General features: G+C 45.9%; 28 protein-coding genes, 1 tRNA gene and 1 pseudogene. 19 read left to right on the top strand and 11 right to left on the bottom strand.

The window, feature by feature from the left end; genetic code table 11:
- Positions 1 to 64 precede the first annotated feature (64 nt).
- Positions 65 to 958: an SDR family oxidoreductase gene (locus tag ACKI5J_RS18920; RefSeq protein WP_407431338.1), complete on the top strand. Its 894-nt coding sequence runs from the start codon at positions 65 to 67 to the stop codon at positions 956 to 958.
- 11 nt (positions 959 to 969) lie between these two features.
- On the opposite strand, the gene ACKI5J_RS18915 is transcribed toward ACKI5J_RS18920, so the two are convergent.
- The 3 genes from ACKI5J_RS18915 to ACKI5J_RS18905 all read right to left on the bottom strand — a co-directional run bounded on the left by ACKI5J_RS18915 (position 970) and on the right by ACKI5J_RS18905 (position 4,138).
- The gene (locus tag ACKI5J_RS18915) at positions 970 to 2,400 is read right to left on the bottom strand and encodes an L-serine ammonia-lyase (RefSeq protein ID WP_407431336.1); all 1,431 of its coding nucleotides are present in this window, start codon (positions 2,398 to 2,400) and stop codon (positions 970 to 972) included.
- A 209-nt stretch (positions 2,401 to 2,609) separates the two neighbouring features.
- On the bottom strand, positions 2,610 to 3,032 hold the full coding sequence (locus ACKI5J_RS18910; RefSeq protein ID WP_407431334.1) for a GreA/GreB family elongation factor: 423 nt from the start codon (positions 3,030 to 3,032) through the stop codon (positions 2,610 to 2,612).
- 383 nt (positions 3,033 to 3,415) lie between these two features.
- Positions 3,416 to 4,138: a DUF72 domain-containing protein gene (locus ACKI5J_RS18905; protein ID WP_407431332.1), complete on the bottom strand. Its 723-nt coding sequence runs from the start codon at positions 4,136 to 4,138 to the stop codon at positions 3,416 to 3,418.
- A gap of 188 nt (positions 4,139 to 4,326) precedes the next feature.
- Between ACKI5J_RS18905 and ACKI5J_RS18900 the strand changes: the two genes are divergently transcribed.
- The 4 genes from ACKI5J_RS18900 to ACKI5J_RS18885 all read left to right on the top strand — a co-directional run bounded on the left by ACKI5J_RS18900 (position 4,327) and on the right by ACKI5J_RS18885 (position 8,756).
- On the top strand, positions 4,327 to 5,958 hold the full coding sequence (locus ACKI5J_RS18900) for a polysaccharide lyase (RefSeq protein ID WP_407431330.1): 1,632 nt from the start codon (positions 4,327 to 4,329) through the stop codon (positions 5,956 to 5,958).
- A gap of 105 nt (positions 5,959 to 6,063) precedes the next feature.
- The gene (locus tag ACKI5J_RS18895; protein WP_407431328.1) at positions 6,064 to 7,263 is read left to right on the top strand and encodes a hypothetical protein; all 1,200 of its coding nucleotides are present in this window, start codon (positions 6,064 to 6,066) and stop codon (positions 7,261 to 7,263) included.
- A gap of 72 nt (positions 7,264 to 7,335) precedes the next feature.
- Entirely contained in the window at positions 7,336 to 7,917 is a 582-nt protein-coding gene (locus ACKI5J_RS18890; protein WP_407431326.1) for a DUF4202 domain-containing protein, read from the top strand.
- A gap of 143 nt (positions 7,918 to 8,060) precedes the next feature.
- Entirely contained in the window at positions 8,061 to 8,756 is a 696-nt protein-coding gene (locus ACKI5J_RS18885; RefSeq protein ID WP_407431324.1) for a DUF421 domain-containing protein, read from the top strand.
- A 7-nt stretch (positions 8,757 to 8,763) separates the two neighbouring features.
- Here ACKI5J_RS18885 and ACKI5J_RS18880 read toward each other — a convergent pair whose 3' ends face one another.
- Positions 8,764 to 9,216, bottom strand: a complete 453-nt coding sequence (locus ACKI5J_RS18880) for a 3-oxoacyl-ACP synthase (RefSeq protein ID WP_407431322.1) — start codon at positions 9,214 to 9,216, stop codon at positions 8,764 to 8,766.
- Between the two features lie 174 nt (positions 9,217 to 9,390).
- Between ACKI5J_RS18880 and ACKI5J_RS18875 the strand changes: the two genes are divergently transcribed.
- From ACKI5J_RS18875 to ACKI5J_RS18865, 3 genes are all read left to right on the top strand, one after another.
- Positions 9,391 to 11,667: a TonB-dependent receptor plug domain-containing protein gene (locus tag ACKI5J_RS18875; protein ID WP_407431320.1), complete on the top strand. Its 2,277-nt coding sequence runs from the start codon at positions 9,391 to 9,393 to the stop codon at positions 11,665 to 11,667.
- 2 nt (positions 11,668 to 11,669) lie between these two features.
- Complete coding sequence (locus tag ACKI5J_RS18870; RefSeq protein WP_407431318.1) at positions 11,670 to 12,500, top strand: DUF4249 domain-containing protein; 831 nt, start codon at positions 11,670 to 11,672, stop codon at positions 12,498 to 12,500.
- Between the two features lie 259 nt (positions 12,501 to 12,759).
- Positions 12,760 to 14,085 (top strand): acetylxylan esterase, encoded by a 1,326-nt coding sequence (locus tag ACKI5J_RS18865; RefSeq protein ID WP_407431316.1) that lies wholly within the window; start codon positions 12,760 to 12,762, stop codon positions 14,083 to 14,085.
- Here ACKI5J_RS18865 and ACKI5J_RS18860 read toward each other — a convergent pair.
- Together ACKI5J_RS18860 and ACKI5J_RS18855 are read right to left on the bottom strand one after the other, a co-directional pair.
- Complete coding sequence (locus ACKI5J_RS18860; protein WP_407431314.1) at positions 14,062 to 14,403, bottom strand: hypothetical protein; 342 nt, start codon at positions 14,401 to 14,403, stop codon at positions 14,062 to 14,064. The genes ACKI5J_RS18865 and ACKI5J_RS18860 overlap by 24 nt on opposite strands.
- 48 nt (positions 14,404 to 14,451) lie before the next feature.
- Entirely contained in the window at positions 14,452 to 15,435 is a 984-nt protein-coding gene (locus ACKI5J_RS18855) for an SDR family oxidoreductase (RefSeq protein WP_407431313.1), read from the bottom strand.
- 118 nt (positions 15,436 to 15,553) lie between these two features.
- On the opposite strand from ACKI5J_RS18855, the gene ACKI5J_RS18850 reads away from it, so the two are divergent.
- Positions 15,554 to 15,826: a hypothetical protein gene (locus tag ACKI5J_RS18850; RefSeq protein ID WP_407431311.1), complete on the top strand. Its 273-nt coding sequence runs from the start codon at positions 15,554 to 15,556 to the stop codon at positions 15,824 to 15,826.
- A 53-nt stretch (positions 15,827 to 15,879) separates the two neighbouring features.
- A complete protein-coding gene (locus tag ACKI5J_RS18845; RefSeq protein ID WP_407431309.1) occupies positions 15,880 to 16,320 on the top strand; it encodes a hypothetical protein in 441 nt (146 codons plus the stop codon).
- Positions 16,321 to 16,361: 41 nt separating this feature from the next.
- Here the strand turns inward: ACKI5J_RS18845 and ACKI5J_RS18840 are convergent, their stop codons facing one another.
- Complete coding sequence (locus ACKI5J_RS18840) at positions 16,362 to 16,565, bottom strand: YtxH domain-containing protein (RefSeq protein WP_407431307.1); 204 nt, start codon at positions 16,563 to 16,565, stop codon at positions 16,362 to 16,364.
- 112 nt (positions 16,566 to 16,677) lie between these two features.
- On the opposite strand from ACKI5J_RS18840, the gene ACKI5J_RS18835 reads away from it, so the two are divergent.
- The 3 genes from ACKI5J_RS18835 to ACKI5J_RS18825 all read left to right on the top strand — a co-directional run bounded on the left by ACKI5J_RS18835 (position 16,678) and on the right by ACKI5J_RS18825 (position 17,786).
- Positions 16,678 to 17,139, top strand: a complete 462-nt coding sequence (locus ACKI5J_RS18835) for a MaoC family dehydratase (RefSeq protein WP_407431305.1) — start codon at positions 16,678 to 16,680, stop codon at positions 17,137 to 17,139.
- Between the two features lie 63 nt (positions 17,140 to 17,202).
- Positions 17,203 to 17,373, top strand: a complete 171-nt coding sequence (locus tag ACKI5J_RS18830) for a hypothetical protein (RefSeq protein WP_407431303.1) — start codon at positions 17,203 to 17,205, stop codon at positions 17,371 to 17,373.
- A gap of 8 nt (positions 17,374 to 17,381) precedes the next feature.
- Complete coding sequence (locus ACKI5J_RS18825) at positions 17,382 to 17,786, top strand: cupin domain-containing protein (RefSeq protein WP_407431301.1); 405 nt, start codon at positions 17,382 to 17,384, stop codon at positions 17,784 to 17,786.
- A 58-nt stretch (positions 17,787 to 17,844) separates the two neighbouring features.
- Here ACKI5J_RS18825 and ACKI5J_RS18820 read toward each other — a convergent pair whose 3' ends face one another.
- Positions 17,845 to 18,576 (bottom strand): SRPBCC family protein, encoded by a 732-nt coding sequence (locus ACKI5J_RS18820; protein WP_407431299.1) that lies wholly within the window; start codon positions 18,574 to 18,576, stop codon positions 17,845 to 17,847.
- A gap of 116 nt (positions 18,577 to 18,692) precedes the next feature.
- Here ACKI5J_RS18820 and ACKI5J_RS18815 point away from each other — a divergent pair, with 116 nt between their 5' ends.
- Together ACKI5J_RS18815 and ACKI5J_RS18810 are read left to right on the top strand one after the other, a co-directional pair.
- Positions 18,693 to 19,487, top strand: a complete 795-nt coding sequence (locus tag ACKI5J_RS18815) for a HipA family kinase (protein ID WP_407431297.1) — start codon at positions 18,693 to 18,695, stop codon at positions 19,485 to 19,487.
- Complete coding sequence (locus ACKI5J_RS18810) at positions 19,465 to 19,848, top strand: DUF3037 domain-containing protein (protein ID WP_407431295.1); 384 nt, start codon at positions 19,465 to 19,467, stop codon at positions 19,846 to 19,848. The genes ACKI5J_RS18815 and ACKI5J_RS18810 overlap by 23 nt, the downstream gene beginning before the upstream one ends.
- A 16-nt stretch (positions 19,849 to 19,864) precedes the next feature.
- Here ACKI5J_RS18810 and ACKI5J_RS18805 read toward each other — a convergent pair whose 3' ends face one another.
- On the bottom strand, positions 19,865 to 21,841 hold the full coding sequence (locus ACKI5J_RS18805; RefSeq protein WP_407431293.1) for a PAS domain S-box protein: 1,977 nt from the start codon (positions 21,839 to 21,841) through the stop codon (positions 19,865 to 19,867).
- 65 nt (positions 21,842 to 21,906) lie between these two features.
- Here ACKI5J_RS18805 and ACKI5J_RS18800 point away from each other — a divergent pair, with 65 nt between their 5' ends.
- Positions 21,907 to 22,104: a KTSC domain-containing protein gene (locus tag ACKI5J_RS18800; RefSeq protein WP_407431414.1), complete on the top strand. Its 198-nt coding sequence runs from the start codon at positions 21,907 to 21,909 to the stop codon at positions 22,102 to 22,104.
- 6 nt (positions 22,105 to 22,110) lie between these two features.
- Here ACKI5J_RS18800 and ACKI5J_RS18795 read toward each other — a convergent pair whose 3' ends face one another.
- Together ACKI5J_RS18795 and ACKI5J_RS18790 are read right to left on the bottom strand one after the other, a co-directional pair.
- Entirely contained in the window at positions 22,111 to 22,977 is an 867-nt protein-coding gene (locus tag ACKI5J_RS18795) for a PfkB family carbohydrate kinase (protein ID WP_407431292.1), read from the bottom strand.
- A gap of 64 nt (positions 22,978 to 23,041) precedes the next feature.
- The gene (locus ACKI5J_RS18790) at positions 23,042 to 24,319 is read right to left on the bottom strand and encodes a mechanosensitive ion channel family protein (RefSeq protein WP_407431291.1); all 1,278 of its coding nucleotides are present in this window, start codon (positions 24,317 to 24,319) and stop codon (positions 23,042 to 23,044) included.
- Positions 24,320 to 24,517: 198 nt separating this feature from the next.
- Between ACKI5J_RS18790 and ACKI5J_RS18785 the strand changes: the two genes are divergently transcribed.
- From ACKI5J_RS18785 to ACKI5J_RS18775, 3 genes and pseudogenes are all read left to right on the top strand, one after another.
- Positions 24,518 to 24,602, top strand: a tRNA-Ser gene (locus tag ACKI5J_RS18785).
- Positions 24,603 to 24,752: 150 nt separating this feature from the next.
- Positions 24,753 to 25,103: a hypothetical protein gene (locus ACKI5J_RS18780; RefSeq protein WP_407431290.1), complete on the top strand. Its 351-nt coding sequence runs from the start codon at positions 24,753 to 24,755 to the stop codon at positions 25,101 to 25,103.
- 203 nt (positions 25,104 to 25,306) lie between these two features.
- A pseudogene (locus ACKI5J_RS18775) lies at positions 25,307 to 25,818 on the top strand (histidine kinase); the annotation flags it as partial.

The following is a 25,818-nucleotide window of genomic DNA, read 5'->3' as shown; positions in this document are numbered from 1 at the left end:
GAAAACCATCAGCTATCCGCATTGTTCGTCTTTTTAAACCTATCTAACTAAATACATCATGTCTATGAAAAATGAACAGTTAAATCCAAATCCGCACGATCGGTATCCGAAACCACCATTCCCTAAGCAAGAACAAGAAGTACCTGGCACAGAAGACCAGATGCAGCCGAAGGCAGACCACGGGGAAGAGTCGTATGTAGGCACAGGTAAGCTGGAAGGTATGAAAGCCATCATAACCGGGGGAGATTCAGGTATAGGCCGTGCCGTTGCCATTGCCTTCGCCAGAGAAGGTGCTGATGTTTGCATCAGCTATCTTGCTGATGTAGAAGACAAAGACGCTGAAGAAACGGCCGAATACGTGAGAAACGCCGGAAGAAAGGCACTGCTCGTGAAAGGAGATATACGCCAGGAGTCGCATTGTAAAGAAATCATCGATAAGACCGTTAAAGAATTCGGAAGAATAGATATTCTGGTTAATAACGCTGCTTATCAGATGGCCCATGAGGACTTGCACGAGGTTCCTTCCGATGAGTGGGCACGAACGTTTGATACCAATATCACGGCGATGTTCTACTTATGTAAGGCTGCGGAACCACATATGCAGCCCGGTAGCAGTATCATCAATACCACCTCAGTTAATGCATACTCACCAAGCCTGAAGCTGCTTCCTTATGCTGCGACCAAAGGTGCGATTCAAAATTTCACAGCAAATCTGAGCCAGATTTTGCTTGAAAACAATAAAGGTATACGGGTAAATGCAGTCGCTCCGGGACCGGTATGGACACCGCTGATTCCCTCTACAATGCCAGACCCTGAAAATTTTGGATCCGACACGCCGATGGGACGTCCGGGACAGCCTGTTGAAATCGCTCCCGCCTATGTGTTTCTTGCCTCACATGAAGCCAGTTACATCGCTGGAGCTACAATTCCTGTAACTGGTGGTCGTATCACTATTTAAGGGATGGGGGTTTAACAATCACTGAGACTAATCGGGATATTGATGGCCAATCCTCCCTCCGAAGTCTCTTTATAACGGGAATGCATGTCCTGCGCGGTCTCCCACATGGTCTTTACAACATTGTCAAGGGATACCTTGGCTACCTTAGGGTCACTGTGCAGGGCAAGCTGCGCCGCTGTAATTGCCTTAATCGCTCCCATGGTGTTCCTTTCAATACAAGGAATTTGTACTAATCCCCCTACGGGGTCGCATGTCATACCCAGGTGGTGCTCCATAGCAATCTCCGCCGCCATGAGGCATTGCTGTGGAGTGCCGCCTAATACCTCCGTAAGACCCGAGGCAGCCATAGCCGACGATACACCGATCTCTGCCTGGCATCCGCCCATTGCGGCCGAAATCGTCGCACTCTTTTTAAAAATACAACCCGTTTCGGAGGCAGTAAGCAAGAAACGCATCACATCAGTTTCCTTTCCGTCGCAAAAAATCAAATAATACAACAATACGGCGGGAATGACCCCTGCGGCGCCGTTTGTAGGGGAGGTGACCACACGGCCATAAGCGGCGTTCTCCTCATTTACAGCGAGCGCAAAGCAACTCACCCAATCAAGCGTGTACTGAAAGCCAGTGTCTTTCGTCTTTATGCGCTCCGTCCATTGAGAGTAACCGTCATAATGTTCATTACCCAAGAGAGTCTGGTTAATTTCGGCAGCCCGTCTCTTTACTTCAAGCCCGCCCGGAAGCACACCTCTTGTATGACAACCCTTGAAAACGCTGTCCTTCATTACCTGCCAGATAGCCTGAAGCTCCCGCCCGATCTCCGCAGTACTCCTCCAGCTAAGCTCATTTTCATGTACTATTTGCGAAATGGCTTTTCCGCTTCCTTCAACATATCCGAGGAGGTCATTCGCAAATCCGATCGGATAGGCGAGTAACACCCTTCTGCTTTTTGTCTGTGCCGGGTCGTCACTTTTTCCGTATATAAATCCTCCGCCAATGGAGAAATACGTTTCAGAAATTTCCAATCCTCCTGTAGTAAACGCCGTGAATGTAAGCGCATTAGGATGATCCGGAAGCGATTCAAACATCCGGAATTCTAAATCCTCTGAAAAATTAAACGGCACAGAATATCTACCATCTAATTGAATGACAGATGAATGCCTGATGATGTCGAAAGTTTCCGTAATGTTATGCGTAGGAATAGTTACCGGGTCAAAGCCGCTAAGGCCTAAAAGGACAGCCAAGTCAGTGCCGTGGCCTTTACCCGTTTTTGCAAGCGATCCATACAACACTACTTTGAGAGAACTGATGCTTCCAACCGAGCCCTGTTTATCCAGTGCTTGAACGAACTTTTGTGCTGCCCTCCAGGGGCCTAATGTATGTGAACTGGAAGGACCAATGCCTATTTTAAAAATATCGAATACCGAGATCTGTTCTTCTTGCATTTTGTTTTAGTCTGTTAACATTTAATCGGGCGCTTTTACCAAAGCTTGACTTAAACGCCCGATTTTACAGAATACCCTAGTAAAAAGCTCAATTTTCGGGACTTTTTCTGCTAAATGTATATATAGATACTAAATAAATGGCAATAAATCACGAGAACAATTGTAAATCACAAAATTCCGCCTAACTATTTAAGATTATAACATAATTATTACTGCGAAATCCCATCTGTCGCCAGATCAGACGTCTCCTGACTAACATGCTGAACAACCCTTAAAATTTCGAAAGTCTTCAACCCATTAGGCATTTCCCATTGAACAATTGAGCCTTTGCGATAACCTAATAAAGCAATTCCAATAGGAGCAAACACGGAGATTTTTTTCTGTTTCATATTCGCTTCAGACGGAAGCACCAGATGAAAAGTAAATGTCTGCTTGCTGGTCATCTCCTGAATATCTATCTTGGAGTCTAGACATACCACGTCATCGGGCAGCTCTTGCTCTTTCATTATTTTGGCCGACTTCAGCTCAGCCAATAGTTTGTTCCGGTTGAATTCAGAAAGGTCGCTATGTGCTAAATGTTTTTTAAGTAATTCTAATTCTTTTTTAACGATAATTAATTGTTCTGTCTTCATAATAAATAATTTAGATTATTGATGTGTCTGTGATGGGAAGCCTCCAGCATCGTACGTATGTCTTAGGTGACTTACTGAATGGTTCTGCGCTCTTAAAAAATTAAAAAGCATTTGATGGTCATTAAGATAATAACCATTCAGTAAAAGCTAAGAAATAAAAACGATTGCTTATTGGCTGGCCCCAAGACCAAGTATGGCCGGGGCTATAGTAATAAAGTCCTTGGAATTTTGGAATACCGCATACCCACATACAACGTTGACACCCTGCGGTCGTGCCACAGAGTTCTCTAAATTGCCGTATGTACGTATTAACGTTGCCATTATTTCAAATGTCAGTTAAATTTTCCACTTAATCAAGTACTTAAATCTGTTCATTCACAATGTTACAGGGAAATGAGCTTTCTAAGTTCAGCCGCATTCCTCACCGCTGCTCCGCCAATATCGTTATTAAAGAAGATATAGGCGTCCGACACATCCCTCTCTTCAACTAACCTCACAAAAGCAGCAAGCTCCTCTGTAGAATATTCAGAGCTGTAAAGGTTTGCCGCGCCATGGAAGCGGTAATAGAGCGACCGCGAATTGCTTATAACATCGTCCGGCAGAGTAGGATGGCTTATGCCGCTAAAAACTATATTTCTTTCACCGAACGTGCGGTAAACGTCTGCGTTCCACCAACTGGGATGGCGAAATTCGACAACATTTGTAAAAGAAGGGCTCAAACTGTTCATCATGGCATCCAGATGAGCCTCCGTATAAGCATAATGGGGGTGTAGCTGGAACAGCACCACTGCCAGTTTCTCCTGAAGTCCTGTTTGTATAAGATCGTAGAAACGGGTGATAATATCCTGAACGTCGTTAAACTTCCTGTAATGGGTAATCGTCCGGGGCGCTTTAACGGCAAAGTTGAAACCATCCGGACTGATAGTATACCAGTTCGCCAATGATTTCAGCGTGGGAGTTCTGTAAAAGGTTGCGTTTAGTTCCAAAGCACTGAAGTGCCCGGCATAGAAGGAAAACCATTTGTTCTGCGCAAGTCCCTCCGGATAAAACAGGTTTTTCCAGTGCTTGTAGTGAAAGCCGGAACAACCGATATGCCACCTGACCATAAAGCGTATGTTTTAGAGAATAAAATACCAGATCCCTGCCTTTTGTTTGGAGTAAGTAAAAACCAGAATAACTGCCGCAGCCGCCATCAGCATAATAAATGATAACATGCTACAAAACTCCGCCAAAATCGTATTATCGATTAACTTTCCCGGCACATATCTTTGAGAGATAACCAACGCTTAGATTAATGAAGAAAGTCTGGAACATTTTGCTCCTCACAGCAGCAACCGGGTATGCGGCACAAGTGTCAGCGCAGTACCCTGTCATACCGAAACATATGGAAGCACATGCCGACTCAGTAATGAAAGAGTATGAAAGGCTATCCGACGAAGCATGGAAAAAGGCTCTTCCGGTCGTAGAACGGGACAATAAACAAGGAAAACCATTCATCCCATGGGCGTCTAAACCCGCTGATTTGCCGCAGGCATCTATTCCAGCGTTTCCAGGTGCGGAAGGTGGCGGAGCTTACAGCTTCGGAGGCAGGGGAGGAAAAGTTTATGTGGTGACTTCGCTTGCAGATAGGGGGCCGGGCACTTTACGTGAAGCTTGCGAGCAGGGGGGCGCCCGTATCATCGTATTCAATGTGGCGGGAATCATCAACCTTGAAAGTCCGGTAATTATTCGTGCTCCTTACATAACCATTGCAGGTCAGTCCGCTCCCGGCGACGGGGTCTGCATTGCAGGCGAATCGCTCTGGATCAACACACACGATGTCGTGATCAGATATATGCGTTTCCGCAGAGGCGGAACAGACGTAACCCGTCGTGATGATGCCCTTGGAGGTAATGGCGTCGGCAATATCATAATTGACCATGTGTCCGCCAGCTGGGGGCTTGATGAGAACATGTCGATGTACAGACACGTTTATGATAAAGGCGATGGCTCAAAGCCGGAAAAACTGCCCACCGTAAACGTCACCATTCAAAATTCAATTTTCTCCGAAGCGCTCGATACCTATAACCATGCCTTCGGAAGCACGATAGGTGGACTTAACAGTACATTTATGCGCAATCTATGGGCAAATAATATCAGCCGCAACCCTTCCATCGGCATGTATGGTGACTTCGGGTTCGTTAACAATGTTATTTTCAACTGGTGGAACAGGAGTGCCGACGGAGGCGATAATAAATCCCTTTACAATTTTATAAATAACTACTACAAGCCGGGACCCATTACCCCCCTTAATGAACCTATCGCTCACCGGATTCTGAAGCCTGAATCCGGTAGAGACCAGGCGAACAGGAACCAGTTCGGAAAGGCATACGTTCATGGAAATATTGTAGAGGGCAACGATAAAGTAACAAAAAATAACTGGGACGGCGGTGTGCAGATCGGAAACCTTCCAGATGCGGGCGACCAGCTTGCCCGCATCAAAGTGGATAAACCCCTCCCCATGAGCCCGGTGTCAACCCTTTCTGCTCAGGAGGCTTACCATTATGTGCTGACAAACGTAGGTGCTGCACTCCCGAAGCGTGACGCCGTTGATGAGCGTATCATCAGACAAGTGAAGACCGGAAAGATAGAGTATACAGAGAACGGAAAAACAGGAGTTGGAAAGGAATACATTAAAAGACGGCTTCCAGAAGATTCATATAAAAAGGGGATCATTACGGATGTAAGCCAGGTCGGCGGCTATCCGGTTTACAAAGGAAAGCCCTATGTGGACTCAGACAATGATGGAATGCCCGACGCTTATGAGAAAAGCAAAGGGCTTAATCCTAATGATGCTTCTGATGCCGCTCTGATTAACAAAAGCGGCTACTCAAATATCGAAGATTACCTGAACAGCCTGGTTCCGTTGAAGAACGTGAAACCGTAAGACAGGAAGCCAAACTTTAATTAGATGATAACGATCAGGTAACAATGTGTTAATATGCAAACTTTCTTACTCGGCTACACGTAACTTTATAAGAGGGTTACGATCATGTTCAGAGTAGTATTGTATATTTCTATGTTTATTGGCTGCATCAGCCACACTCTCGCACAAAGCGGGAGTGGGCAATACTGTTTTGAATTTTACGAGAGCACTTATAATCTGGAAGTAGACCAGTCCGTTCATATCCCGTCTCCACCTGCGCTTGAGCCGTCTTCCATCAGGGCGTTTTTTACTTCACTTAACGCAAGTAAATATGAGCCCATGGTGGACTCGATGCTCGCATACCGCCTACGTTACCAATTGAACGACTGGCTCTATTACCAACTCATCAGAAGAGTCGCTCAACAAATCAGTCCCAAAGCCGAGAACTATACTCGTTACACGCTATACAAATGGTTTTTATTAAGCAAGTCAGGATATGACGCCCGACTGGCGATAGCAGGCGATAAGATCATCTTCTACGTCTACAATGACGAAGATATCGCTGACATACCTTTCTTTATGGTAGATGACAGGAAGTACATGTGCCTGAACATACACGATTATCCAAAAGCTGATCTTCATACGAATCCTCCTTTACCGGTGCGGATTTCCATTCCTGAAGCAACGCGCTCATTCTCTTACAAGATTACAAGGCTCCCCGACTTCAGGCCCGAGCAGTATAAGGTTAAAAAACTGGAATTTAAATACAAGCAGAAAACCTATCATTTTGCGGTGAAGTTGAATCCCGAAATAGAAACCATATTCGCAAACTATCCGGGAGTAGACTTCGAATCTTACTTCAACATCCCTTTAAGTAAAGAAACGTATGGTTCTCTTATTCCCTTGCTGAAACAGAATATCGACGGCATGAGCCAAAAAAAAGGTGTTGACTATTTGATGCGCTTTACCCGTTACGCTTTCCTTTATGAAGATGATGAAGAAAATTTCGGTAAGGAGAAGAGGCTTTCGGCCGAAGAAACGCTGTTCGCTAAATACAGCGATTGCGACGACCGCGCTGCACTGTTTTTTTACCTGGTGAAAGAGATTTACAATCTCCCCATGATCGCTGTACTTTATCCTACACACATAACCATGGCAGTCCGTTTTGACAAAGTAATCGGGAAACCTATCATCTACCAAGGCAAGGCATACAGCATATGCGAGCCAACTCCCCAGAAAGAAAATCTCCAGATCGGTCAACTTGCTCAAAAGCTGAAAAATCTGCCTTATCAGGTAGTCTACCAATACGAGCCCGGCGATTTCTAGAATCCTTATTTTGTTTTATTCATGACTTGGGTATCTTCGCGAAGAAAGAATAAGTAATTTCAAAAAAACCTTATGAGCAAATTGCAACAAGCTTTCGAGCTTTTTGACCAATACAATAAGCAAAGTCCTGATCAGGTCGTATGGAAAGGGCAAACCTTTCCGGCAGAATATTTTTACGCGATCGAACTCTATAACTGGGTGAAGAAGATTCAGCCTGATGCAAATGAATACCTGCTCCTCGCATCAAGAAGCCAGCATATTGGTAGGTGGGAGAGTCCCCGCAGCGACTATCCAGAAGGAAGGACCGGATACCTTAAATGGAGAAGTGATCTTGGCAAATTCCACGCAGCTAAAGCAGGAGCGATCTTAACTCAGGTTGGCTATACGCCCGAAGAAGTAGAGCGGGTTCAACAGATCATTCAAAAGCAGCGACTGAAACTGGATGCTGACGTTCAGGTTATCGAAGATGCCCTTTGCCTGGTTTTCCTTGAATTCCAATATGACGATCTCATCCGAAAGTTAAGTGAAGAAAAGATGATCAACGTATTACGGAAAACATGGAAAAAGATGAGTAAAGACGGACATGCCGCCGCGCTGCAATTACCGTACAGTCCTGAAGGATCCTCTCTTATTTCAAAAGCGCTTCAGGAGTAAGCGCTTTCGTCTTCAAAACCTGAACCTCTTCCTGATCCAGATCAGAAGAAGTACGCCCGCTATGGTAAGTAGTATTTTCAGCAGCATTTCAAACAAATACCTGTGCTTTTGTTTCTAAAGGTATAAATATTATCTGAAAAGAAATGCTGCTGAAAATAGACTGGACGAAGCTGTTAATGGGTGAAGAAGACTGGGTATTTCTGGTTGAAATTGCGGCTCGTACCCTCGCCATGTACGTCATCATATTGGTAGGCCTACGCCTGCTCGGAAAACGGGGAGTCGGCCAGCTTTCAGTCTTTGAACTGGTTGTCATCATAAGCCTTGGATCCGCCGCCGGCGACCCGATGTTCTATAGGGAGGTAGGAATGCTTATACCGGTGGTGATCTTCACGATCATCGTTGCCTCTTACAGACTTACAACATACCTCACTGCCAAAAGCAGTGACTTCGATACGCTCGTCGAAGGAAAAGCGACCTACCTCATTCGCGATGGTGAGTTTTCTATAGACAATTTCAGCAAAGAAGGTCTCGCTTATGATGAATTCTTCTCTGAACTCAGGCAATACAGCATTTCTCATCTCGGACAAGTGGAGACAGCAATCATTGAAACCTCAGGAAATATCAGTGTCTATTTTTATCCTGATGAAAAGGTACGCTATGGGTTACCAATCCTTCCGGAGCTATTCGAAAAGGCGGTATTCAGGATCTCCAAAGCCGGGATTTACGCCTGCTCCTTCTGCGGAAACGTCGAAAAGCATCCCGCCGCAGACGAATGTCGTTGTAAAAGGTGCAACCGGAAGCGCTGGGTGGAGGCAATAGACGCTAAACGAGTGCGATAGCGCCAGGTTAGTAAACTTGTAGTATACTAAAGATCTTCTTGTTCATTTCTATAGAGTCCCCGGCCTTACGCCCCATCATCAGGCGCCCGATCGGCGAATGTGCAGATATGGCATATACAGACCTTCCCACCGCCATCACTTGCCCTGCACTGATACTGATATAGAAATCACCACCGGAAGTAACCACAAGACTGCCTTGCTTGATCATATCTGAAGTCGCTTCAGGACTGAATTTATCAAGCGCCATACGCAGCTTCTTCGCTTCCATTAGCTGCTGAGCATTTCGGGATATCTCTTGCTGCATCATCTCGCGCGTTGTTTCATACTTATCGCCGGCACTGCTCTTCGTGTCGTTGACCGAGGCCTCATGTGACGCCTGTAACGCCTTTTCAATGGAGGATATCCGCTCATCGGCATACCCTATACACTTCTGGTACAGAACCTTTTTGATCTCTTGCATGGTAGCACTTACATAAATTCGAAACCGCTAAAGTTAAATAAATAGATAACATCTTTCGAATACAAGAAATGCTATCTTTATCAAAACTCGTACCCAGTTATTATGACCTTTTGTCGGTTTATTTTCTTACTGATTGTAACGTCATTTCTTCTTCACCCGGCACGCGCTCAAAAGATGATAACAGTCAGTGGCTTCTTAATCGATGCTTCTAATGGCGAAACGCTGGGCGGAGCTCTCGTCAGCAGTGCCTCAACAACGATTGCCGCCAACACTTACGGTTACTATTCCATATCAGTTCCCCCTCATACGAAAAGCCTGAAGTATTCCTGCCTGGGGTACGTCCCGCTTGAGCTTAGCCTTCAGTCAGCTCAAGATACCGTAATCAACGTCAGCTTATCCATGCAATCCAACATGATTTCCGAGGTGGTTATTAACGTCTCTGGCCATACCGCTTCAGACAAGACGGCGAAGTCACTCAGTATGGGCGCTGTGAAACTGCTGCCGTCTTTCCTGGGAGAAGCAGACCTGATCAAGTCATTTCAGCTTTTGCCAGGTGTTACTACCATTGGCGACGGAGCCTCTGGCTTTAACGTCAGAGGAGGGGGAGTAGACCAAAATCTGGTACTCCTGGATGAAGCTCCATTGTACTTTACCTCTCATTTGTTTAACTTGTTCTCCGTTGCAAATCCCGACGCAGTAATGGATGCCGTTTTGTACAAATCAGAAATGCCTGCAAGATACGGAGGACGCCTCTCTTCGGTACTTGATACCCGCTTAAGGGACGGCAATAACCAACAATGGCAGGCAACAGGGGGCATTGGCCTGATCGCCAGCCGCCTCACCCTCGAAGGTCCGCTAAAAAAGAATAAAAGTGCTGTCCTGATCAGTGCCAGAAGGTCATACACGGACGTCATTACCCGCCAGTCCTCTAATGCCGACATAAAAGACAATTCTATTTACTTTTACGACCTCAACACCAAGATCAACTTTCCCATAGGCGAAAAAAACCGGATCTTTATATCAGGATATCTCGGGAAAGATAAAATTCAGTCTGCCGAAGATTTTTTGCTCCAATGGGGTACAGGAACCGGAACCCTGCGCTGGAACCATGTATTCAATAACAAGTTGTTTTCCAACCTAAGCCTGATATTTTCCGACTATCGGTATAGCCTTGGATCGATGAGTGAACCCACGTCCAGCTTCCTCTGGAAGGCATCGATACGGGACTATACTGCTAAGAACGTTTACTATTGGTATGCCGCCCCGGGAAACACAGTGAACTTCGGTGCGGAAACTGCCTTGCATATATTCAGTCCGGGGTCAGCAATGCCCGAAGGTCCCGCCTCTATCTTTCAACCTGTACGATTGCATGGGCAACGCTCCGCGGATTACAGCCTCTTCTGGAACCATGAGCTTAAACCTGCAGACCGCCTCAGCATCGAATACGGCGCACGCTATACAGGCTTTCAAAGTATCGCTACCGATTCCACCGTTATTTACGATTATGAAGGGGAGAAGGGCTCCCGAAGATATCCGGTTAATCAACGGCAATATGATGATGGCACGACTATAAAATGGTATCACAGCCTGCAGCCACGACTATCTATCCGACTCAGAACAGGTGAATCTTCAACATGGAAGGCCTCTTATACCCGGACTGTGCAGAATCTGCACCTCATATCCAACAGCCTCTCCACTAGTCCGCTAGATATGTGGACACCGAGTTCATATAACATTAAACCCGAACGTGCAACACAGTTTTCCATAGGGTTTTCCAATAGTCCTTTTAGCGCACCCTATAAATTCACAGCAGAAGCATATTATCGAAAACTCAGTAACCAGCTCGATTTCGTCGACGGTGCCGAAACCTTGCTTAATGAGCATCTCCCCGGAGACATACTCGTTGGTAAAGGCAGGGCCTATGGGACGGAGCTTCAAATGGAGAAAACCTCGGGGGACTTAACCGGCTGGATCAGCTATACGCTAAGCAGAACGGAGCGCAAAATAGATGGAATCAACAGCAACCGGTACTATCCTGCAAAATACGATAAAACGCATGCCTTGGCAGCCGTCGCTATGTATCGTTTAAGTTCTCGAATCCTCTTGTCTGCAACCTACAGTGCTGCCAGCGGAACGCCGGCAACCTTGCCCTCCTCCCGTTATGAGTTTAGTGGCTACACCGTACTTTATAATCCGGGGAATGCCCGAAATAATTACCGTATTCCCTCATATCATCGTCTTGATTTGTCAGCAACGTTCAGGAACAAGATAAAACCAGGAAAAAAAATGAGCAGTGAATGGGTTCTATCGGCCTTCAACGCTCTTAACCGCAGGAATGCATTTTCAATGTATCTGCGCCAGAAGGAGAACAATCCTTTAAACCTTGAGGCAGTACAATACTCTATGCTGGGAATGATTGTGCCCTCTGTAACATGGAACTTTAAATTCTGACAATGAGAATAACACGCATACTCTTACTTCTTCTACTAACGGGCACAATCGCCTCTTGTGAAAAGGTCCTCGAAATCGACATCAGGGAGCAACAACCTGTTTTGGTTATCGAGGGCTGGCTGACCAGCAAGAGAGAGTCTCATACGGTAAAGGTCTACTATACCAGTCCCGTTATCGCTGGCGCAGCCCCCTCGGTCGTCAGCAATGCACTCATAACACTTAAGGATAATGCAGGTAACAGCGAGACGCTAAAAGAAATGGAAAAAGGGGTCTATGAGATAAGCAGAATACGCGGGAGGGAGGGGCGCACCTACACCCTTTCAGTGGCATTTGAGGGGAATGCCTACGAAGCAAGTTCGGTAATGCCCAGACTGAGTATGGAGCCCGACACGCTCGAGTTCAAGTACAAAACAAAGCAGCTGCTATTCCCGGATGAAGGGTACTATCCCTTCATAAGCGGACAAGAGCTTGAGGGCATTGGTGATTTTACACAGTATAAAATTTTCCGGAACGGGAAATTTCTTAACAAAGCAACTGAAATAAACCTGTTCCGCGACAAATACGTCGATGGCAACCGAATTGGCAACTACCAACTCGAAATCGACAGCCCGTTTCTCTCCGGTGATCATATTCAGGTAGAAGCCTGGTCACTGACCGAAGCGAACTACAATATTTTAGCAGATATCCGCGAACAGCTTAACAACAGCGGCCTTTTTGCAAGTCCGCTTCCGAACGCACGCTCTAATATCCGAAAGGTAAATCCCTCAAGTGAAAATGTAACCGGCTTCTTTGGAGCTTCTACAGTAAGGTCGGTGGAGCGATACGTTCCCTGACTATTTTGTCGCGTTCCCATCGGCCTTCTTGTTATCTCCGATCCATACCAGCCTGTTCTTGACGCACTTTGGACAAAAATAGCTCCGGATCGGCAGAAAAGGCAAAAGGTTTTTTAGAACCCAGGGTCTTGGACTTTGGTAATGAAAAGGGGTGTTACACTTGGAGCATCTATAATCTCGATATGACATTCTAATTGGTCAAACAACAAAATTACGGAAAACTGCCGTCCAAACAGTAATTTTTTGTAACCTTTACGTTATGAACCGAAGAACCGTAAAATTCCTTATCAATACGGTGTTAGTACTAATATCACACACCGTATTTGCACAGAACTCACCCGCTCCGCTTAAACTTGTAGATATCCTGTTAACCCCGGATCATGCCGACTGGAACTATAAAGCAGGAGAGGAAGCACAAGTTAAGGTTACAGTACTCAAGTACGGCGTACCCATCAAAAATGCGGAGATTGAATATTCTTTCGGACAGGAAATGATGGAGCCCGAAGTAAGACGCTCTTTAAAGTTAAAAGAAGGATATGCAACCATTCACCTGGGCACAAGTAAACAACCTGGTTTCAGACAATTAAAGGTTAAAACGAAACACCAGGGAAACAGCTACGAAAATCAGATAAAACTTGCCTTCTCGCCCGAAAAGATAAAAGCCGCAACAGTCCTGCCCGCAGACTTCAGCCAGTTTTGGAAACAAAACATCGAAGCCATCCGGGATATAGAGCTAAGTCCCGTCCTCGAACATCTTCCCGGGCATTCAACAAGTACCGTTAACGTTTATCTGGTAAGCATCCAGGTCAACGAAAAAGGCCAACGTCTCTATGGTTACCTCTGCAAGCCAAAGAAGCCCGGAAAATATCCGGTATTATTTTCGCCACCGGGAGCAGGAGTGAAGCCTTTCGCTCCCAGCACATCTTTCGCAGACCAGGGCTTTATCAGCTTCACAACAGAGATTCATGGCCTCTCACCCATGATTGATGCCTCAGTTTACAAAAATATCAGCTCCGCTTTTGGCGATTATTGGCTGAATAACCTCCATAACCGTGATACCTACTACTACAAAAAAGTTTACCTCGGCTGTGTCAAGGCGATAGACTATCTATGCACCCTGCCTGAATTTGATGGCGAAAATATTGTCGTCTCGGGCGGTAGCCAGGGAGGAGCACTCGCCATCGTTACCGCTGCCTTGCATCCGAAAGTCAAATGCCTGGTATCTTTTTATCCTGCGCTTTCAGACATTAGCGGGTATTTGCATAACAGGGCAGGAGGATGGCCGCACATGCTGAACCCTTCTCATGCGAAATTCAACAACCGCCCGGAGAACCTAAACACCATTTCCTACTACGACGTTGTCAATTTCGCAAGACAAATCACCATACCCGGTTTTTATTCCTGGGGATATAATGACAACACCTGTCCGCCCACATCCATATACGCTGCGGTTAACTCCGTGACGGCACCAAAGACCCTCCGAATTACCCCTATCTCCGGTCACTGGAGATTCGAGGAAACGAACAGGGAATCGATCGCCTGGATTAAAAAACAACTCAACCTAGTCGAGCCCAGGAGCAAGTAGATCAGGATTCACTTCCCCTTCATTCGATTTGGTGATCTTACTGAGATTGTAACTCATCTTTCCGCTATGATCGGTGCCCTTGATCAAACCCTTGTTGAACAAACCGGAGAGCACCACCTCCGTCATTGCTGCCAGCTGAGGGTCTGCGCTTCCCGGTTGAAGCTCCTCCAGCCTGGCAAGAACATCATCGGCGCTGCCTTCACCCAGTTGTGCCAGGGCAAAGATAATTTTGCTTTCCTGAGTATCAGCGGATTCGTAAGACGCCGGTATAGAAAGAGGTTTAAATTCATCACGAAAGCTTTCATCGGACTGTATCATATCTTATCTTTTGTTTACAAAACCGCAGGTACGTCAAATTGTTTAAGGTCAGCGTCTGGCAGTCAGGATACCCGCAGACAACACACCAATGACCGCTGCCGCCGCCAATATATACTTCCGATGTGCCCTCGGTTTCCAGGCCACGCCCCATCCGCCATGTGTACTGGTGCCGAACGGCAGCGGGTTGAATACGTTCCCACTGGTCACTGCGATGGAGTCGGCCGACTTCAGGTACGTCCGGATAAACTTTGCTGCGATACCTGCTGTCAGCTCCGGCATTAGCGAATGAGCAAGCCGTAACAGCATGGATACGCTGCCTACGGTAACAGACGATCGGGGTTTCAGTGCCAGCGAAACGGCTGCCTGAGCAAGACGCATCGGGTCGTAAACCGGAGGCGCGGGCCGCACGACTTTACCCGTGTAGTTAGCAGCGTGCTGTATTCCTGGTGTGTCCAAAAAAGCCGGAAACATATCACATACGTGAATATGGCGCCAATCCTGAAGCTCCGCCTTTAACGCCTCCGAAAACCCGCGCAGCCCGAACTTACTTGCCGTATACGATGCACCCAGAGGGACCGGCAAGAAACCGCCAACTGATATATTATTGATCAGGACTCCCTTACCCTGTCTCTTAAAATAGGGCATCACAGCATGGGCTCCAAATAGAAAACCCATGAGGTTTGTCTGAACAACCTGTTCATGTACCTCCATAGGCACCTGGTCAAACTCACCGACGGTTAACACTCCTGCGTTGTTGATCCATACATCAATTTTTCCTCCGAAGATATCAGCATCGTTCGCCAGGCTGATCACCGCCTTTGGATCCGAGACATCAGCTGCAACAACCAGCACCATACATCCGAGTGCGCGGCACTCATCCGCAAGTTCCAGAAGTGCTGTTTCATTTCGGGCTGCCAATACCAAACGTGCCTTATGACGGGCGAACTCCAGCGCCATAGCACGACCAGCGCCTGATGATGCGCCGGTGATAACAACGGTACTGTTATTTAACGATTTAATTTCTTTCATCATAGCTTTAAAGTTTATATTAGTGCATCCGATAACAAACATATACGAACAGGCCACCTATACGCAACTTAAATCATCCCTGAACGAAACCATAAGCCGGCACACCTGTTCCTTAACACATATGCGAGAATTCAGTGCAGAAGAGTCAACCAAAGAACCCTATACCTGGCTCATTACCGGAAAAGTTACAGGTATAACAATAGCCGTTTATATTGGTTCTGAAAACTTCAGAACGCTGGACAACGAACTGCAGTTCTATGTAACCACCGAAAGAGACACGGTCTACTTCCAAACCATCCATTACAGACATCAAAAGGTTTCGTATATCATTGCCGGTATAGAATGGTTTATTGCCGGGCACCTGATAGCCAAATCGCCGCTGCAATCTTATTGACCAGAGTTTTTCAATTTGAAAAACAAAATATTCTCAACCGAGCTTTATAGATTATGAGAAAATTGAAAGGTATCATTTCCGGGCTAGCTGGCGCCCTCGCTGTAAATATTCTCCATGAAACGATAAGGAGATACGATAGCAAAGCTCCCAGAATCGATCTTATCGGTAAAGAAGCACTCTCGAAATCATTAACGGGTATAGGAGTGGAGCCCCCTAAAGGCAAGCAACTTCACCAGGCAACCCTGGCAGGCGACATAGTCAGTAACACCCTATACTATAGCCTCATCGCTTCAGGTGACGCGAACAAAAAATGGCTCAGAGGTGCAATGCTGGGAGCATCTGCGGGTATAGGGGCACTTAAATTGCCAAAACCAATGGGGCTCGACGACAGGCCGGTAACAAAGAACAGAAAGGCAGAAGTGCTTACAGTATTGTATTATACATTTGGCGGGTTGGTAACTGCAGCTACCTATGCATTGTTAACCAAAAAATAAGAATACAGACAAAAGGCGGCAGAATCTCTGCCGCCATACATTTACTGGTAATCACGGTGTGTGGGCTTCTGCGCCCCATACTGGTCTTTGATCTGATCAGTGTATTTCTTTGCCTGGTTCATCCACTCGGGTGCCTTTTCACTTATATCATCGATGAATGACTTTCCATCCGGACGTTTCTTCGTCGCATACTTGACGCCTGCAGCTACTGCAGCACCAAGAACTATATATCTCAATAATCCCATAACTTGTTTATACTGCAAATAATACAATATTCATTCCACTAATCACGATGCCGGCACATTGGATGTAAACTGTTACATTAGCGGCTTCTAAAGGAATAAATTATAGACAGCTATGATCACCATCAATAACTTTCAGGAATTTGAACAGTATAAAGGACAGGATCTGGGCATATCGGCCTATCATAAGATCACTCAGGATCAAATAAATAAGTTCGCCGAAGCGACTCTGGATTATCAATGGATTCATACCGATCCGGAACGTGCGGCACTGGAGAGCCCGTTCAAGGCTACAATTGCTCATGGCTATCTTACCCTGTCGCTGATCCCTTATTTATGGCAGCAAATTGTTTCAATCCAGAATCTGAAAATGGAAATTAACTACGGAGTGGAAAGCCTTCGTTTTGGTCAGGCAGTACGCGTTGATGGAGAAGTACGGCTAAAGGCAAGGCTGGCTGACATTGTAAACCTGCGCGGTACCGTGAAAGCAACAGTTGAGGTGACCCTCGAAATAAAAGACGAGAAAAAACCGGCCTTCAACGGAGAAGCAGTATTCCTGTACCATTTTCATTCCTAACGGTTTGCGCGTTCGTAAATAACATGTTTTAAAACTATCATAGTGCTTAAATGTTAGACATCTATGGAAATTTTAAAATTTGGAAACAGAATAAAAACCGCGGACGGCCGCGAAGGAACCGTTCAGGAAGACCAGGAAACGAATTCAGATGAAGTCAAAGTAATGATTGACGGAGAAGAGACGGCCAGTGTGCTCAAGGCACAGGACCTGGAAAAAATAGCGGATCACTTATAATCAATAAAATGGAAGAGAAACGCAACGAGTCAACTTCCCTTCGCCCTGAAGGCGAGCGCCTGCTGGATGCAAAACTTGTCAGGATAGACCTCTCAGACTTGAATGAACAGATACAGCGGGAGAAAGCCTGGCTGGAGGGCGACCGGACAGCTATAACGGTATTTAAAACCGACGACCTTCGTATCGTCATGATCGCATTGCACGCGGGAGCAGAGATGAAGCCTCATACAGCACCCGGTGTCATTAGTGTACAGGTCTTAAAAGGTAAAATCAACTTCGCAACTGATGATCATCATGAAGATCTGAAACCCGGACAGATGATTACGCTTCATAAGCGCGTCCCCCACCATGTGAAAGCTTACGAAGACTCGTCCTTCCTGCTGACAATGGCTACTCCCGGAGGTATAGATTAGTTATTAGTTTAAGACAAAAACAAAAGAAGGAAGCCAGGGCTTCCTTCTTTTGTTTTTGTTATTTTTGTAAGCCGGCAAATGCTTTAAATTCTTCGGCTTCCACATAACGTTTGAAGTTATTGATATCCTCTTTGATCATATCCTCAAATACTCCGTTAAACAATGAGGTAATTCCCCTACCAACGCTGCCTGCAGGAGGGAAGTAGCTGATTTCAACCAGCAGCTCAGTCCCTGTGCCATTAAGCGCATCACTAAACTCTACTTTTCCCGCATTGTCGATCATGGATCCTTCAATTGAGCGCCAACCGATATAAGCATTTTCTTCCTGACGGGTTACCTCCGCGTTCCAGCTCAATCCCACAATATTTCCGGGCGTATTGGCGACCCAGTGAGATACATTGTCACCCGTCTGCTCAACAGACTTCAGGTGTTTCATAAATTTTGGCAGGTTGGATACGTCACTCCAAAAACGATAAAGCGTTTCCCTGGGTACATTCACAATGAATCGTTCCGTGATATTGATCGCTTCCGGATCGGAAGTATCTTTACCAAGCCTGGTGTAAACCGGACACACACCAGTTGCTCCACGGTAAAGCAACACCCCGCCAACTGCCGCTTCCTGCAATGCGATGATGGGATGGTGCCAGAGGTTTTTCAACCCCTTATAAAAAATAAAGGCACCAGCAGCTATAGAAATAACTCGTTCTGTAGTATCCACATTGGGTGTTCCGCTATTTTTCAGGAACGAATTGTTCAGCGTATTCGTCAATTTATCGGTGATATTTTCCATTTTGTATCTGTTTTATACTGGAACATATACAAGAACAAGTTGTTTGTTGATAATAATTAAACACAGCCGAAACCCTGTTCGGGCTTAAATAAATAATTCTAAATTTGGCGGAAGATATGGATGAAAGAACCAGACAGCTAAGAACGGTAAATGTCACCCGGTATGTCATTCCTCTGAGAGAAGGAGGGTCTCTTCCGGCAATCGCCGAAGCAGACGACGATTTTTTGTATGTATTGAAGTTTAGGGGTGCCGGACAGGGCGTTAAGGCGCTTACCGCAGAGCTTATCGGTTGCGAAATAGCCAGAACACTGGGTCTTAAAGTTCCCGAAGTTGTGTTCGCCGAGCTGGATGAAGCGTTTGGAAGAACAGAGGGTGACGAAGAAATCCAGGATTTGCTGAAGTTCAGCAGAGGTTTGAATCTCGCCCTCCATTATTTGTCGGGTGCTATCACATTCGACCCTGTTGTGAATACGGTAGATCCGCTCCTCGCTTCTAAGATCGTATGGCTCGATTGTTTGCTTACTAACGTCGACCGTACAGCAAGAAATACCAATATGCTCATGTGGCACAACGAGCTATGGCTCATTGACCATGGCGCATCCTTGTATTTTCATCATTCCTGGAGCAATTGGGAAGAGCAGGCCCGAAAACCTTTTGTGCAGGTTAAAGACCATGTACTATTGAATGAGGCCACCCAGCTCGAAGCTGTAGACAAAGATTTTACTGCGGTACTGACTCCACAGCGAATCCAATCTATCGTTGGTCTGATACCGGACGAATGGTTATCTACCGAGTCAAAGGAGCAGGCTGAACTGAACCGCCAGGTATACTATGATTTTTTACTAACCAGAATCGCCAGTTCTGACATATTCGTTAAAGAAGCCCAAAATGCAAGACAAACACTTATTTGAGTACGCTGTAATCCGCCTGGTCCCGAGGGTAGAACGCGAAGAATTCCTCAATGTCGGTGTGATTCTGTACTGCAAATCATCGCGGTTCCTCCAAATGACCATGACCATCGACCGCCAGCGTCTTCTGGCATTTGCTCCTGACACGGACTTACAAATGGTTGAGCAAAATTTAAATGCGTTCGCGAAGATTTGCGCAGGAGGAAAGGATGGAGGCCCGATAGGCCAGCAAACAATGGCAGACCGATTCCGGTGGATCACCGCGATGCGAAGCACCATTATACAAACCTCGCGTGTACATCCCGGTTTTTGCACCGATCCACAATCCACGCTGGAAAGACTGCATAGCGAGCTGGTTCTCTAGGAGAACCAGCAAGTTCTTACTCTGCAAGTTCTTTTATCAGAGGTAAGGTGAAGAAAAACTCTGACCCTTTGCCGTGCTCACTCTCCACCCAGATGCGGCCTTTATGCCTTTCCACAATCTCTTTTGTTATAAACAAGCCGATTCCCAGCCCGGAGATATGTGAAGCTATGCTCTCTACACGATAGAAGCGTGAAAATATATTAGCCATCTGCTCGCTTTCTATACCGAAACCGAAGTCCTTGATCCCTACTCGTACTTCCAGATCGGTTTTTCTTACTCTGACAATCACTTTCGATGCGTCAGGAGAATATTTTATTGCATTGGAAATTAGATTGATGATCACTTGTTCCACACGCTGCTTGTCTGCCTGAACCGGAAGAACCATACTATCGCTGTCCACTTCAATCTCATGAGTGTCCGAGGTAAATTGAATCAGCTCTATAACTTCGTATAACAAAGTCTGAAAATCGAAGGTCTCAAAATCAAGATAGAGCTTTCCCGACTGTATCTTAGACACGTCGAGCAAGTCTGAAACTAAATTTGATATTTTGTTCAGCTGCTTGAGTGCCTTTTTGATGAACACTTTATTGCGCTCGCCCGATGGCTTTCGCTCGAGTATCTGCAAAAAGCCCTTCATGCTGGTCAAAGGGGTCTTCAGCTCATGACTGGCTAATCCGATGAACTCATCTTTCTTCGCGTTGAGCGCTCTAACCTCCTCATACAATTTGGCGTTGTCAAGTGCTGTAGCCGCCTGAGCCGCCACACCGGCAACTAAATTTTGCTGGTTCCGGGTGAACATAGCCGGTTCAGAGTGTCCGAATACAAGTCCACCCACTATGATATTACCTTTTGTTGCAACAGGAACAACCATTAAACTCGAAACCAGCATGCCGTCCTTCAGCAGGCCAGAAAGCAGCGCATCATTCCTATCGTGCTTATCTTCCCTGAGGTTATCAATCCTGACAATCCCCCCCAGAAAGTTGTTTCCAAATTCTGGTGATTCCAGGTCGCCAAGAGGTTCCTCAGGTGTTCCCGACACGGTATAAAGTCGTACCGGGTTACCCATGCCGTCTACGGTATTGTAGAAAAAAGCACCGAATTCGGCTCCAGTAAGCTGCGTTGTAGCATCCGTAACCTTCTGCAATATCATCTCCGCTTCCAGGCCCTCTGAAATCACTTTGCCGATAGCGTTCAGAATTTCCAGGTCACTCGCGTGGCGCTTAATGGCTCTTTCCGCCTCCTTATTCCTGGTAATATCACGCGCGATCTTAGATGCGCCAATAATATTTCCGTCCTTATCCTTAACAGGGGAAATAGTTAACGATACGGCTATCTCACGACCACCTTTCCCAATCCGCACCGTCTCCATATGTTCAACCTTAATACCTCTTTTGATATTACTGATGATTTTGTCTTCCTCGGACAGGCGTTCCTTCGGGATAAGGAAAGAAATATGCTCACCTATAATTTCCTCTTCTGTATAACCGAAAATCTGCTCAGCTCCCTTATTCCAACTGGTAATAAAACCATCAAGCGTCTTGCTAAGAATAGCGTCATCGGATGATTCAATGATAGCAGCCAGCATAGCCTGCTTCTCTTCTGCTACCTGCTGCATGGTAAGATCGTGAAAGATGTGGGATACACCCAGTTCTCTTCCCCCTGCGTCCCTGATAACAGATGCAGTGAGCGATATATATACTTCTCTTTCTTCCTTGTTTAGCCGGATGGTCTGGTAGTGTTCCATCGATCTTCCAGCGACCAATTTCCGGAGATTCAACTTTTCGTCAAAGACCAGGCGTTCCGGAATGATGAAATCCATATGCTTCCCGATTACATCTTTTGCATTATGCCCCAGAATCCGGGTCGCCGCAGAGTTCCAATGCATAATATATCCGTTCGTGTCCAGCGTAATAATAGCGTCGTGTGCGCTATCGAAGATTGAAGACAAATCGAAGTCATTCAGGCTAATGAGTGGTTTATTACTGTCTTCCATTAAAACAAATATATTCAATAAAACATTTGTATGATATCAAACTAAATATTCGCTGTCTGTTTCCTATGCCGTCGTCCGTTATCTCGTCATATCATTTCGACCCCTTAACCCTTACTCTTAAAGTGGTGTTTCTCTCAGGTCTGGTGTACGAATATCAGGGCGTTCCGGAATTTGTATATGAGGAAATGAAGGCAGTCCGATCCAAAGGCACCTTTCTCAACAAGCGCATCAAGGGATTTTACCCCTATCGGAAACTTTCCTGAATACACTTATCCGGCAAGCTTCCGGTCCACATCCGCCAAGGTGCCCTTGAACGGACCAGAAGACTCGATCTTCAAAGTAGCCATAGCTGCTCCAAACGTACCGGCCTCTACACAATCGAAATTTTTGGCTCTCTTATATAGATAGCCGGCCATATAGGTATCCCCACAACCGGTCGCATCAACTACCTCATCTGGCGTGTATGCCGGAATTTCGTAGAAAACGCCGTCTTTGTAAATCAACGAACCCTTGCTTCCCAGCGTTACAATCACTTCATTCACACCCAGGTCAGCAAGGATCATCGCCCCCTCGCGTATATCACCGCAACCAGTCAGTACCGCCAGCTCCTCATCGTTCGCTTTGAGAATATCGACGTAGGGAAGCGCTTCGGTCTTGTCAGACCAGTCTGTTGCCAGCACGTTCTCGTCTTTCACCAATCTTAGATAACCCTGAACGTCAAGAGAAACAATACCTTTTGCAGACAAGTATTTAATCAGTGAAAGCGGTATATCATCGCCGAGCAAAGGGCCAAGGTGATAAATTCCGGCATCCACATCCAGAAAGGAACTCACATCAAACGGATCCGCTTTCTGCAAAACCCTTTGCGTCCGGCTATCCTGGTTAGCGCCATAGATATTTTCAAAACAGACAGTATTCGTGCTCGGCATTGCATTCACGCTAATCCCCGCAGCACGAAGATCCGAGACGATATGTTTTTCCGATCCCGCGATGGCGGTAACCAGACTGTAGCGTATGTCAAGATTAGCCATAGCATGTGAGAAGTAAAACGATGTCCCCCCGGGCATGTGGACCACGCCGGAAGGATTGACGACTTTGTCCAGCGTAATGTGCCCAATACAGCAAATATCAACCATGTAATCTGTTTATGTCAAAAAGCTGCAAATGTAAGTATAAACTTGTATCTAAATCATTAATGAACTATCGGCCGATGTTCCTCCCTATGTTTTCACCAGCCAACACAATGTCGCTGCCACTCGGCGCCTGGAATATCTCCAGTTCAAAGTGTTTGGCAGCTGCAAACAGGTGGTCGAATATATCCGCTTGTATGCCTTCGTATTCGGTCCAGACTACAGTAGCCGTAAAACAGTACACTTCAATAGGCACGCCCCTGTCGTCAGGCGGAAGCTGACGCACCATCAGGGTCATGTCTTTCCGGATATGCTGATGATGGTTAAGAAAGGCTTCGGTATAATACCTGAACACACCAATATTGGTCATTCTCCTGCCGTTTATCAGTTCCGTAGTATCTACAGCATGCTCCGTATTGTATGCGGCAATTTCCTCCTGACGACGTTCGACAAAGTCCCGGATTAAATAGTATTTCTTAAAACGTTCCCGCATTTCCGGATCGACGAACTTGATAGACCGAATATTGATGTGCAGCGCACGCTTTATACGCCGGCCTCCGCTCTCCTGCATGCCGCGCCAGTTCTTGAAGCTATCGGTTATGAAGTAGTAAGTAGGGACTGAAGTGACTGTTTTATCCCAGTTACTTATTTTAACAGTATTCAGGTTCATCGCCACCACACTTCCGTCCGCATTGAACTTCGGCATTTCCACCCAGTCGCCAACTCGCACCATATCGTTCGCAGAAATCTGCACACTTGCCACCAGGCCCAGTATGGTGTCTTTGAATATCAGAAGTACAATGGCCGTCATGGCACCAAAAGCACTGAGAAAATATACCGGAGATTTACCCATCAGAGTGGAGAGCATTAATATACCAACGGCAATGTATATAACGATACGTGCAAGCTGGAAATAACTCGCGATAGGCTTACTTTTAAAGAGCGGTGAACTCGAAAGGATAAACTCGAGCGCTTTTAAAACCGACAGAATGATTTTCGTTATGACCAAAATGATAACGAGATCCAGCAAAATGATAATCGCAGGTAGCGCTTCAGGGAAACTGACAAACACAGCGGGGGCAAGGCTCTTAACGATAAGCACCGGAATTAACTGCACCAGATTGTTGAGTAGTCGAAATTCAATTATTATATCATCCCATTTTGTTGAAGTACGCTTAAAGAACGAATGGATAAAATTCTTTGTTATCCACTTTGCGATGTACATAAACAGATAGGCCAGGAGGATGATAATAATGAGGTTGCAAAATACCGTGATATAGGGAATAAGCTGATCAGCGACTCCTGACTGAGAAAGGAATGTTTCGAAATAACGTTGTAGTTCTTTCATTTTTAAGGGTGATGTATTCGAAAATAAGCGCGCAAGTTACCAATTTTAAGCGGAAGCCTTCCGCTAAAGCGCCACCGCTTACTATCAACACCTGCTCCAATCAAAATTAATTTACTTATACTGAATCGCTTAAATGCTATTTTTAAAAAATCAATAAAAGCAATTTGCAAATGAAGTGACTATTTGTACTTTTGTCGCGGAGAGTTGGCAGAGTGGTCGATTGCGGCAGTCTTGAAAACTGTTGACTGTAACAGGTCCTGGGGTTCGAATCCCTAACTCTCCGCACTATAAAAAAGCCTGTATCATTGTAGAGATGATAACAGGCTTTTTTTATGGTATCAATTTCTCTAGTCGACAATCATCCTGAAAACGTAGGATCCATCGTAATATTTCCTTTTATATACCGCCGTATAGAAGGCGTCTTGAAGCCCACATGAGTCCGACTTTTAGTGCCGTAAGTCGGACTCAACACGCGCCGATCACTGCTGCAATAGCGGCTGATATAGACGCAGGTATGGGCAAGCCAGCCCGGAGGTACCTAGAGTATCTGGTCATACAGAATCTGGATATCCGCCGCACAAGGGTCATGGAGGGGCAAACCAACCCGCTAAGCGCCCAGGCGGACTCCAGTTGCATCGTGATGCTGAGCATGCCGCTGCTGATGTATGACCAGGCAGGGCATACCGGAGAATATGTCCCGCCGAGCAACATAGATTTTCAGTTCCCGCCCCATTATAGCAGCTTATCCGTCTCAGCAAAGAAGTCTGCCCTGACCGGTACATGAAGATGCAGGCGAGGGGATATGAGGGTAACCGGCTGTTGAGGGAATTGGAAAAGCAGGTAAAAATGAGCCGGAACGTCCTCAACCGTGCATATCGGCGAAATCAGCCCCCTGGTCTGTGTGCGAAAGAAGATCTTTTTTTAATCTCTAAATACAGATTTTCGACGATAATAGTTATTATTGTTAATTACGTCACGCCTATTTGAATGAGTACCACCCTAGTTGACCTGAACAATTGCAGCATTGAACCAATCCACATACCCGGCCTGATACAGTCGCACGGGTTCTTAATCGTAATTGATCAAAATCAGATCATTCGTTTCTACAGCGAAAATGTATTTAGCTTCTTAAAGCTTCCCGGCATAACCTTGCTGGGGCAACCTATAAGTTCCATTGAGCCTATTATCGGCAAAAACGAACCGCCCAACTTTATCAATCAGCTTATCGTTTTCGGCAAAACCAATGGCTTTGATCAAACTAACCCATTCCAAACGGATATACAGGGGCGTGCGTTTCACCTGATCATTTCGCAGTCGGGAGATAATTTTCTTTTAGAGTTTGAACCGTCACAATCTGATTTGAGCCTCGACATCCAAAAAATGGTCGGCAGATCCATCTCTGAGATGCTGGCGGATAAAAATCTCCAGAACCTGCTCAATAACACCGTCCTCCAGATCAAAAACATCATTAACTATGATCGGGTGATGATCTATAAATT

The organism is Arcticibacter sp., from assembly GCF_045629565.1.
In the GTDB taxonomy this organism is placed as follows: Bacteria; Bacteroidota; Bacteroidia; order Sphingobacteriales; family Sphingobacteriaceae; genus Arcticibacter.
The sequence above is the reverse complement of the archived record's forward strand: the minus strand, read 5'-3'. Positions and strand labels throughout refer to the sequence as shown.

Coding starts and splice junctions, on each gene's coding strand:
- ACKI5J_RS18895 (WP_407431328.1), top strand. CDS start 6,064: ATGTTCAGAGTAGTATTGTATATTTCTATGTTTATTGGCTGCATCAGC.
- ACKI5J_RS18810 (WP_407431295.1), top strand. CDS start 19,465: ATGCAAGACAAACACTTATTTGAGTACGCTGTAATCCGCCTGGTCCCG.
- ACKI5J_RS18875 (WP_407431320.1), top strand. CDS start 9,391: ATGATAACAGTCAGTGGCTTCTTAATCGATGCTTCTAATGGCGAAACG.
- ACKI5J_RS18830 (WP_407431303.1), top strand. CDS start 17,203: ATGGAAATTTTAAAATTTGGAAACAGAATAAAAACCGCGGACGGCCGC.
- ACKI5J_RS18805 (WP_407431293.1), bottom strand. CDS start 21,841: ATGGAAGACAGTAATAAACCACTCATTAGCCTGAATGACTTCGATTTG.
- ACKI5J_RS18855 (WP_407431313.1), bottom strand. CDS start 15,435: ATGATGAAAGAAATTAAATCGTTAAATAACAGTACCGTTGTTATCACC.
- ACKI5J_RS18890 (WP_407431326.1), top strand. CDS start 7,336: ATGAGCAAATTGCAACAAGCTTTCGAGCTTTTTGACCAATACAATAAG.
- ACKI5J_RS18860 (WP_407431314.1), bottom strand. CDS start 14,403: ATGATACAGTCCGATGAAAGCTTTCGTGATGAATTTAAACCTCTTTCT.
- ACKI5J_RS18835 (WP_407431305.1), top strand. CDS start 16,678: ATGATCACCATCAATAACTTTCAGGAATTTGAACAGTATAAAGGACAG.
- ACKI5J_RS18845 (WP_407431309.1), top strand. CDS start 15,880: ATGAGAAAATTGAAAGGTATCATTTCCGGGCTAGCTGGCGCCCTCGCT.
- ACKI5J_RS18790 (WP_407431291.1), bottom strand. CDS start 24,319: ATGAAAGAACTACAACGTTATTTCGAAACATTCCTTTCTCAGTCAGGA.
- ACKI5J_RS18825 (WP_407431301.1), top strand. CDS start 17,382: ATGGAAGAGAAACGCAACGAGTCAACTTCCCTTCGCCCTGAAGGCGAG.
- ACKI5J_RS18780 (WP_407431290.1), top strand. CDS start 24,753: ATGAGTCCGACTTTTAGTGCCGTAAGTCGGACTCAACACGCGCCGATC.
- ACKI5J_RS18920 (WP_407431338.1), top strand. CDS start 65: ATGAAAAATGAACAGTTAAATCCAAATCCGCACGATCGGTATCCGAAA.
- ACKI5J_RS18915 (WP_407431336.1), bottom strand. CDS start 2,400: ATGCAAGAAGAACAGATCTCGGTATTCGATATTTTTAAAATAGGCATT.
- ACKI5J_RS18850 (WP_407431311.1), top strand. CDS start 15,554: ATGCGAGAATTCAGTGCAGAAGAGTCAACCAAAGAACCCTATACCTGG.
- ACKI5J_RS18910 (WP_407431334.1), bottom strand. CDS start 3,032: ATGAAGACAGAACAATTAATTATCGTTAAAAAAGAATTAGAATTACTT.
- ACKI5J_RS18865 (WP_407431316.1), top strand. CDS start 12,760: ATGAACCGAAGAACCGTAAAATTCCTTATCAATACGGTGTTAGTACTA.
- ACKI5J_RS18815 (WP_407431297.1), top strand. CDS start 18,693: ATGGATGAAAGAACCAGACAGCTAAGAACGGTAAATGTCACCCGGTAT.
- ACKI5J_RS18885 (WP_407431324.1), top strand. CDS start 8,061: ATGCTGCTGAAAATAGACTGGACGAAGCTGTTAATGGGTGAAGAAGAC.
- ACKI5J_RS18880 (WP_407431322.1), bottom strand. CDS start 9,216: ATGCAAGAGATCAAAAAGGTTCTGTACCAGAAGTGTATAGGGTATGCC.
- ACKI5J_RS18900 (WP_407431330.1), top strand. CDS start 4,327: ATGAAGAAAGTCTGGAACATTTTGCTCCTCACAGCAGCAACCGGGTAT.
- ACKI5J_RS18795 (WP_407431292.1), bottom strand. CDS start 22,977: ATGGTTGATATTTGCTGTATTGGGCACATTACGCTGGACAAAGTCGTC.
- ACKI5J_RS18905 (WP_407431332.1), bottom strand. CDS start 4,138: ATGGTCAGGTGGCATATCGGTTGTTCCGGCTTTCACTACAAGCACTGG.
- ACKI5J_RS18840 (WP_407431307.1), bottom strand. CDS start 16,565: ATGGGATTATTGAGATATATAGTTCTTGGTGCTGCAGTAGCTGCAGGC.
- ACKI5J_RS18820 (WP_407431299.1), bottom strand. CDS start 18,576: ATGGAAAATATCACCGATAAATTGACGAATACGCTGAACAATTCGTTC.
- ACKI5J_RS18800 (WP_407431414.1), top strand. CDS start 21,907: ATGCCGTCGTCCGTTATCTCGTCATATCATTTCGACCCCTTAACCCTT.
- ACKI5J_RS18870 (WP_407431318.1), top strand. CDS start 11,670: ATGAGAATAACACGCATACTCTTACTTCTTCTACTAACGGGCACAATC.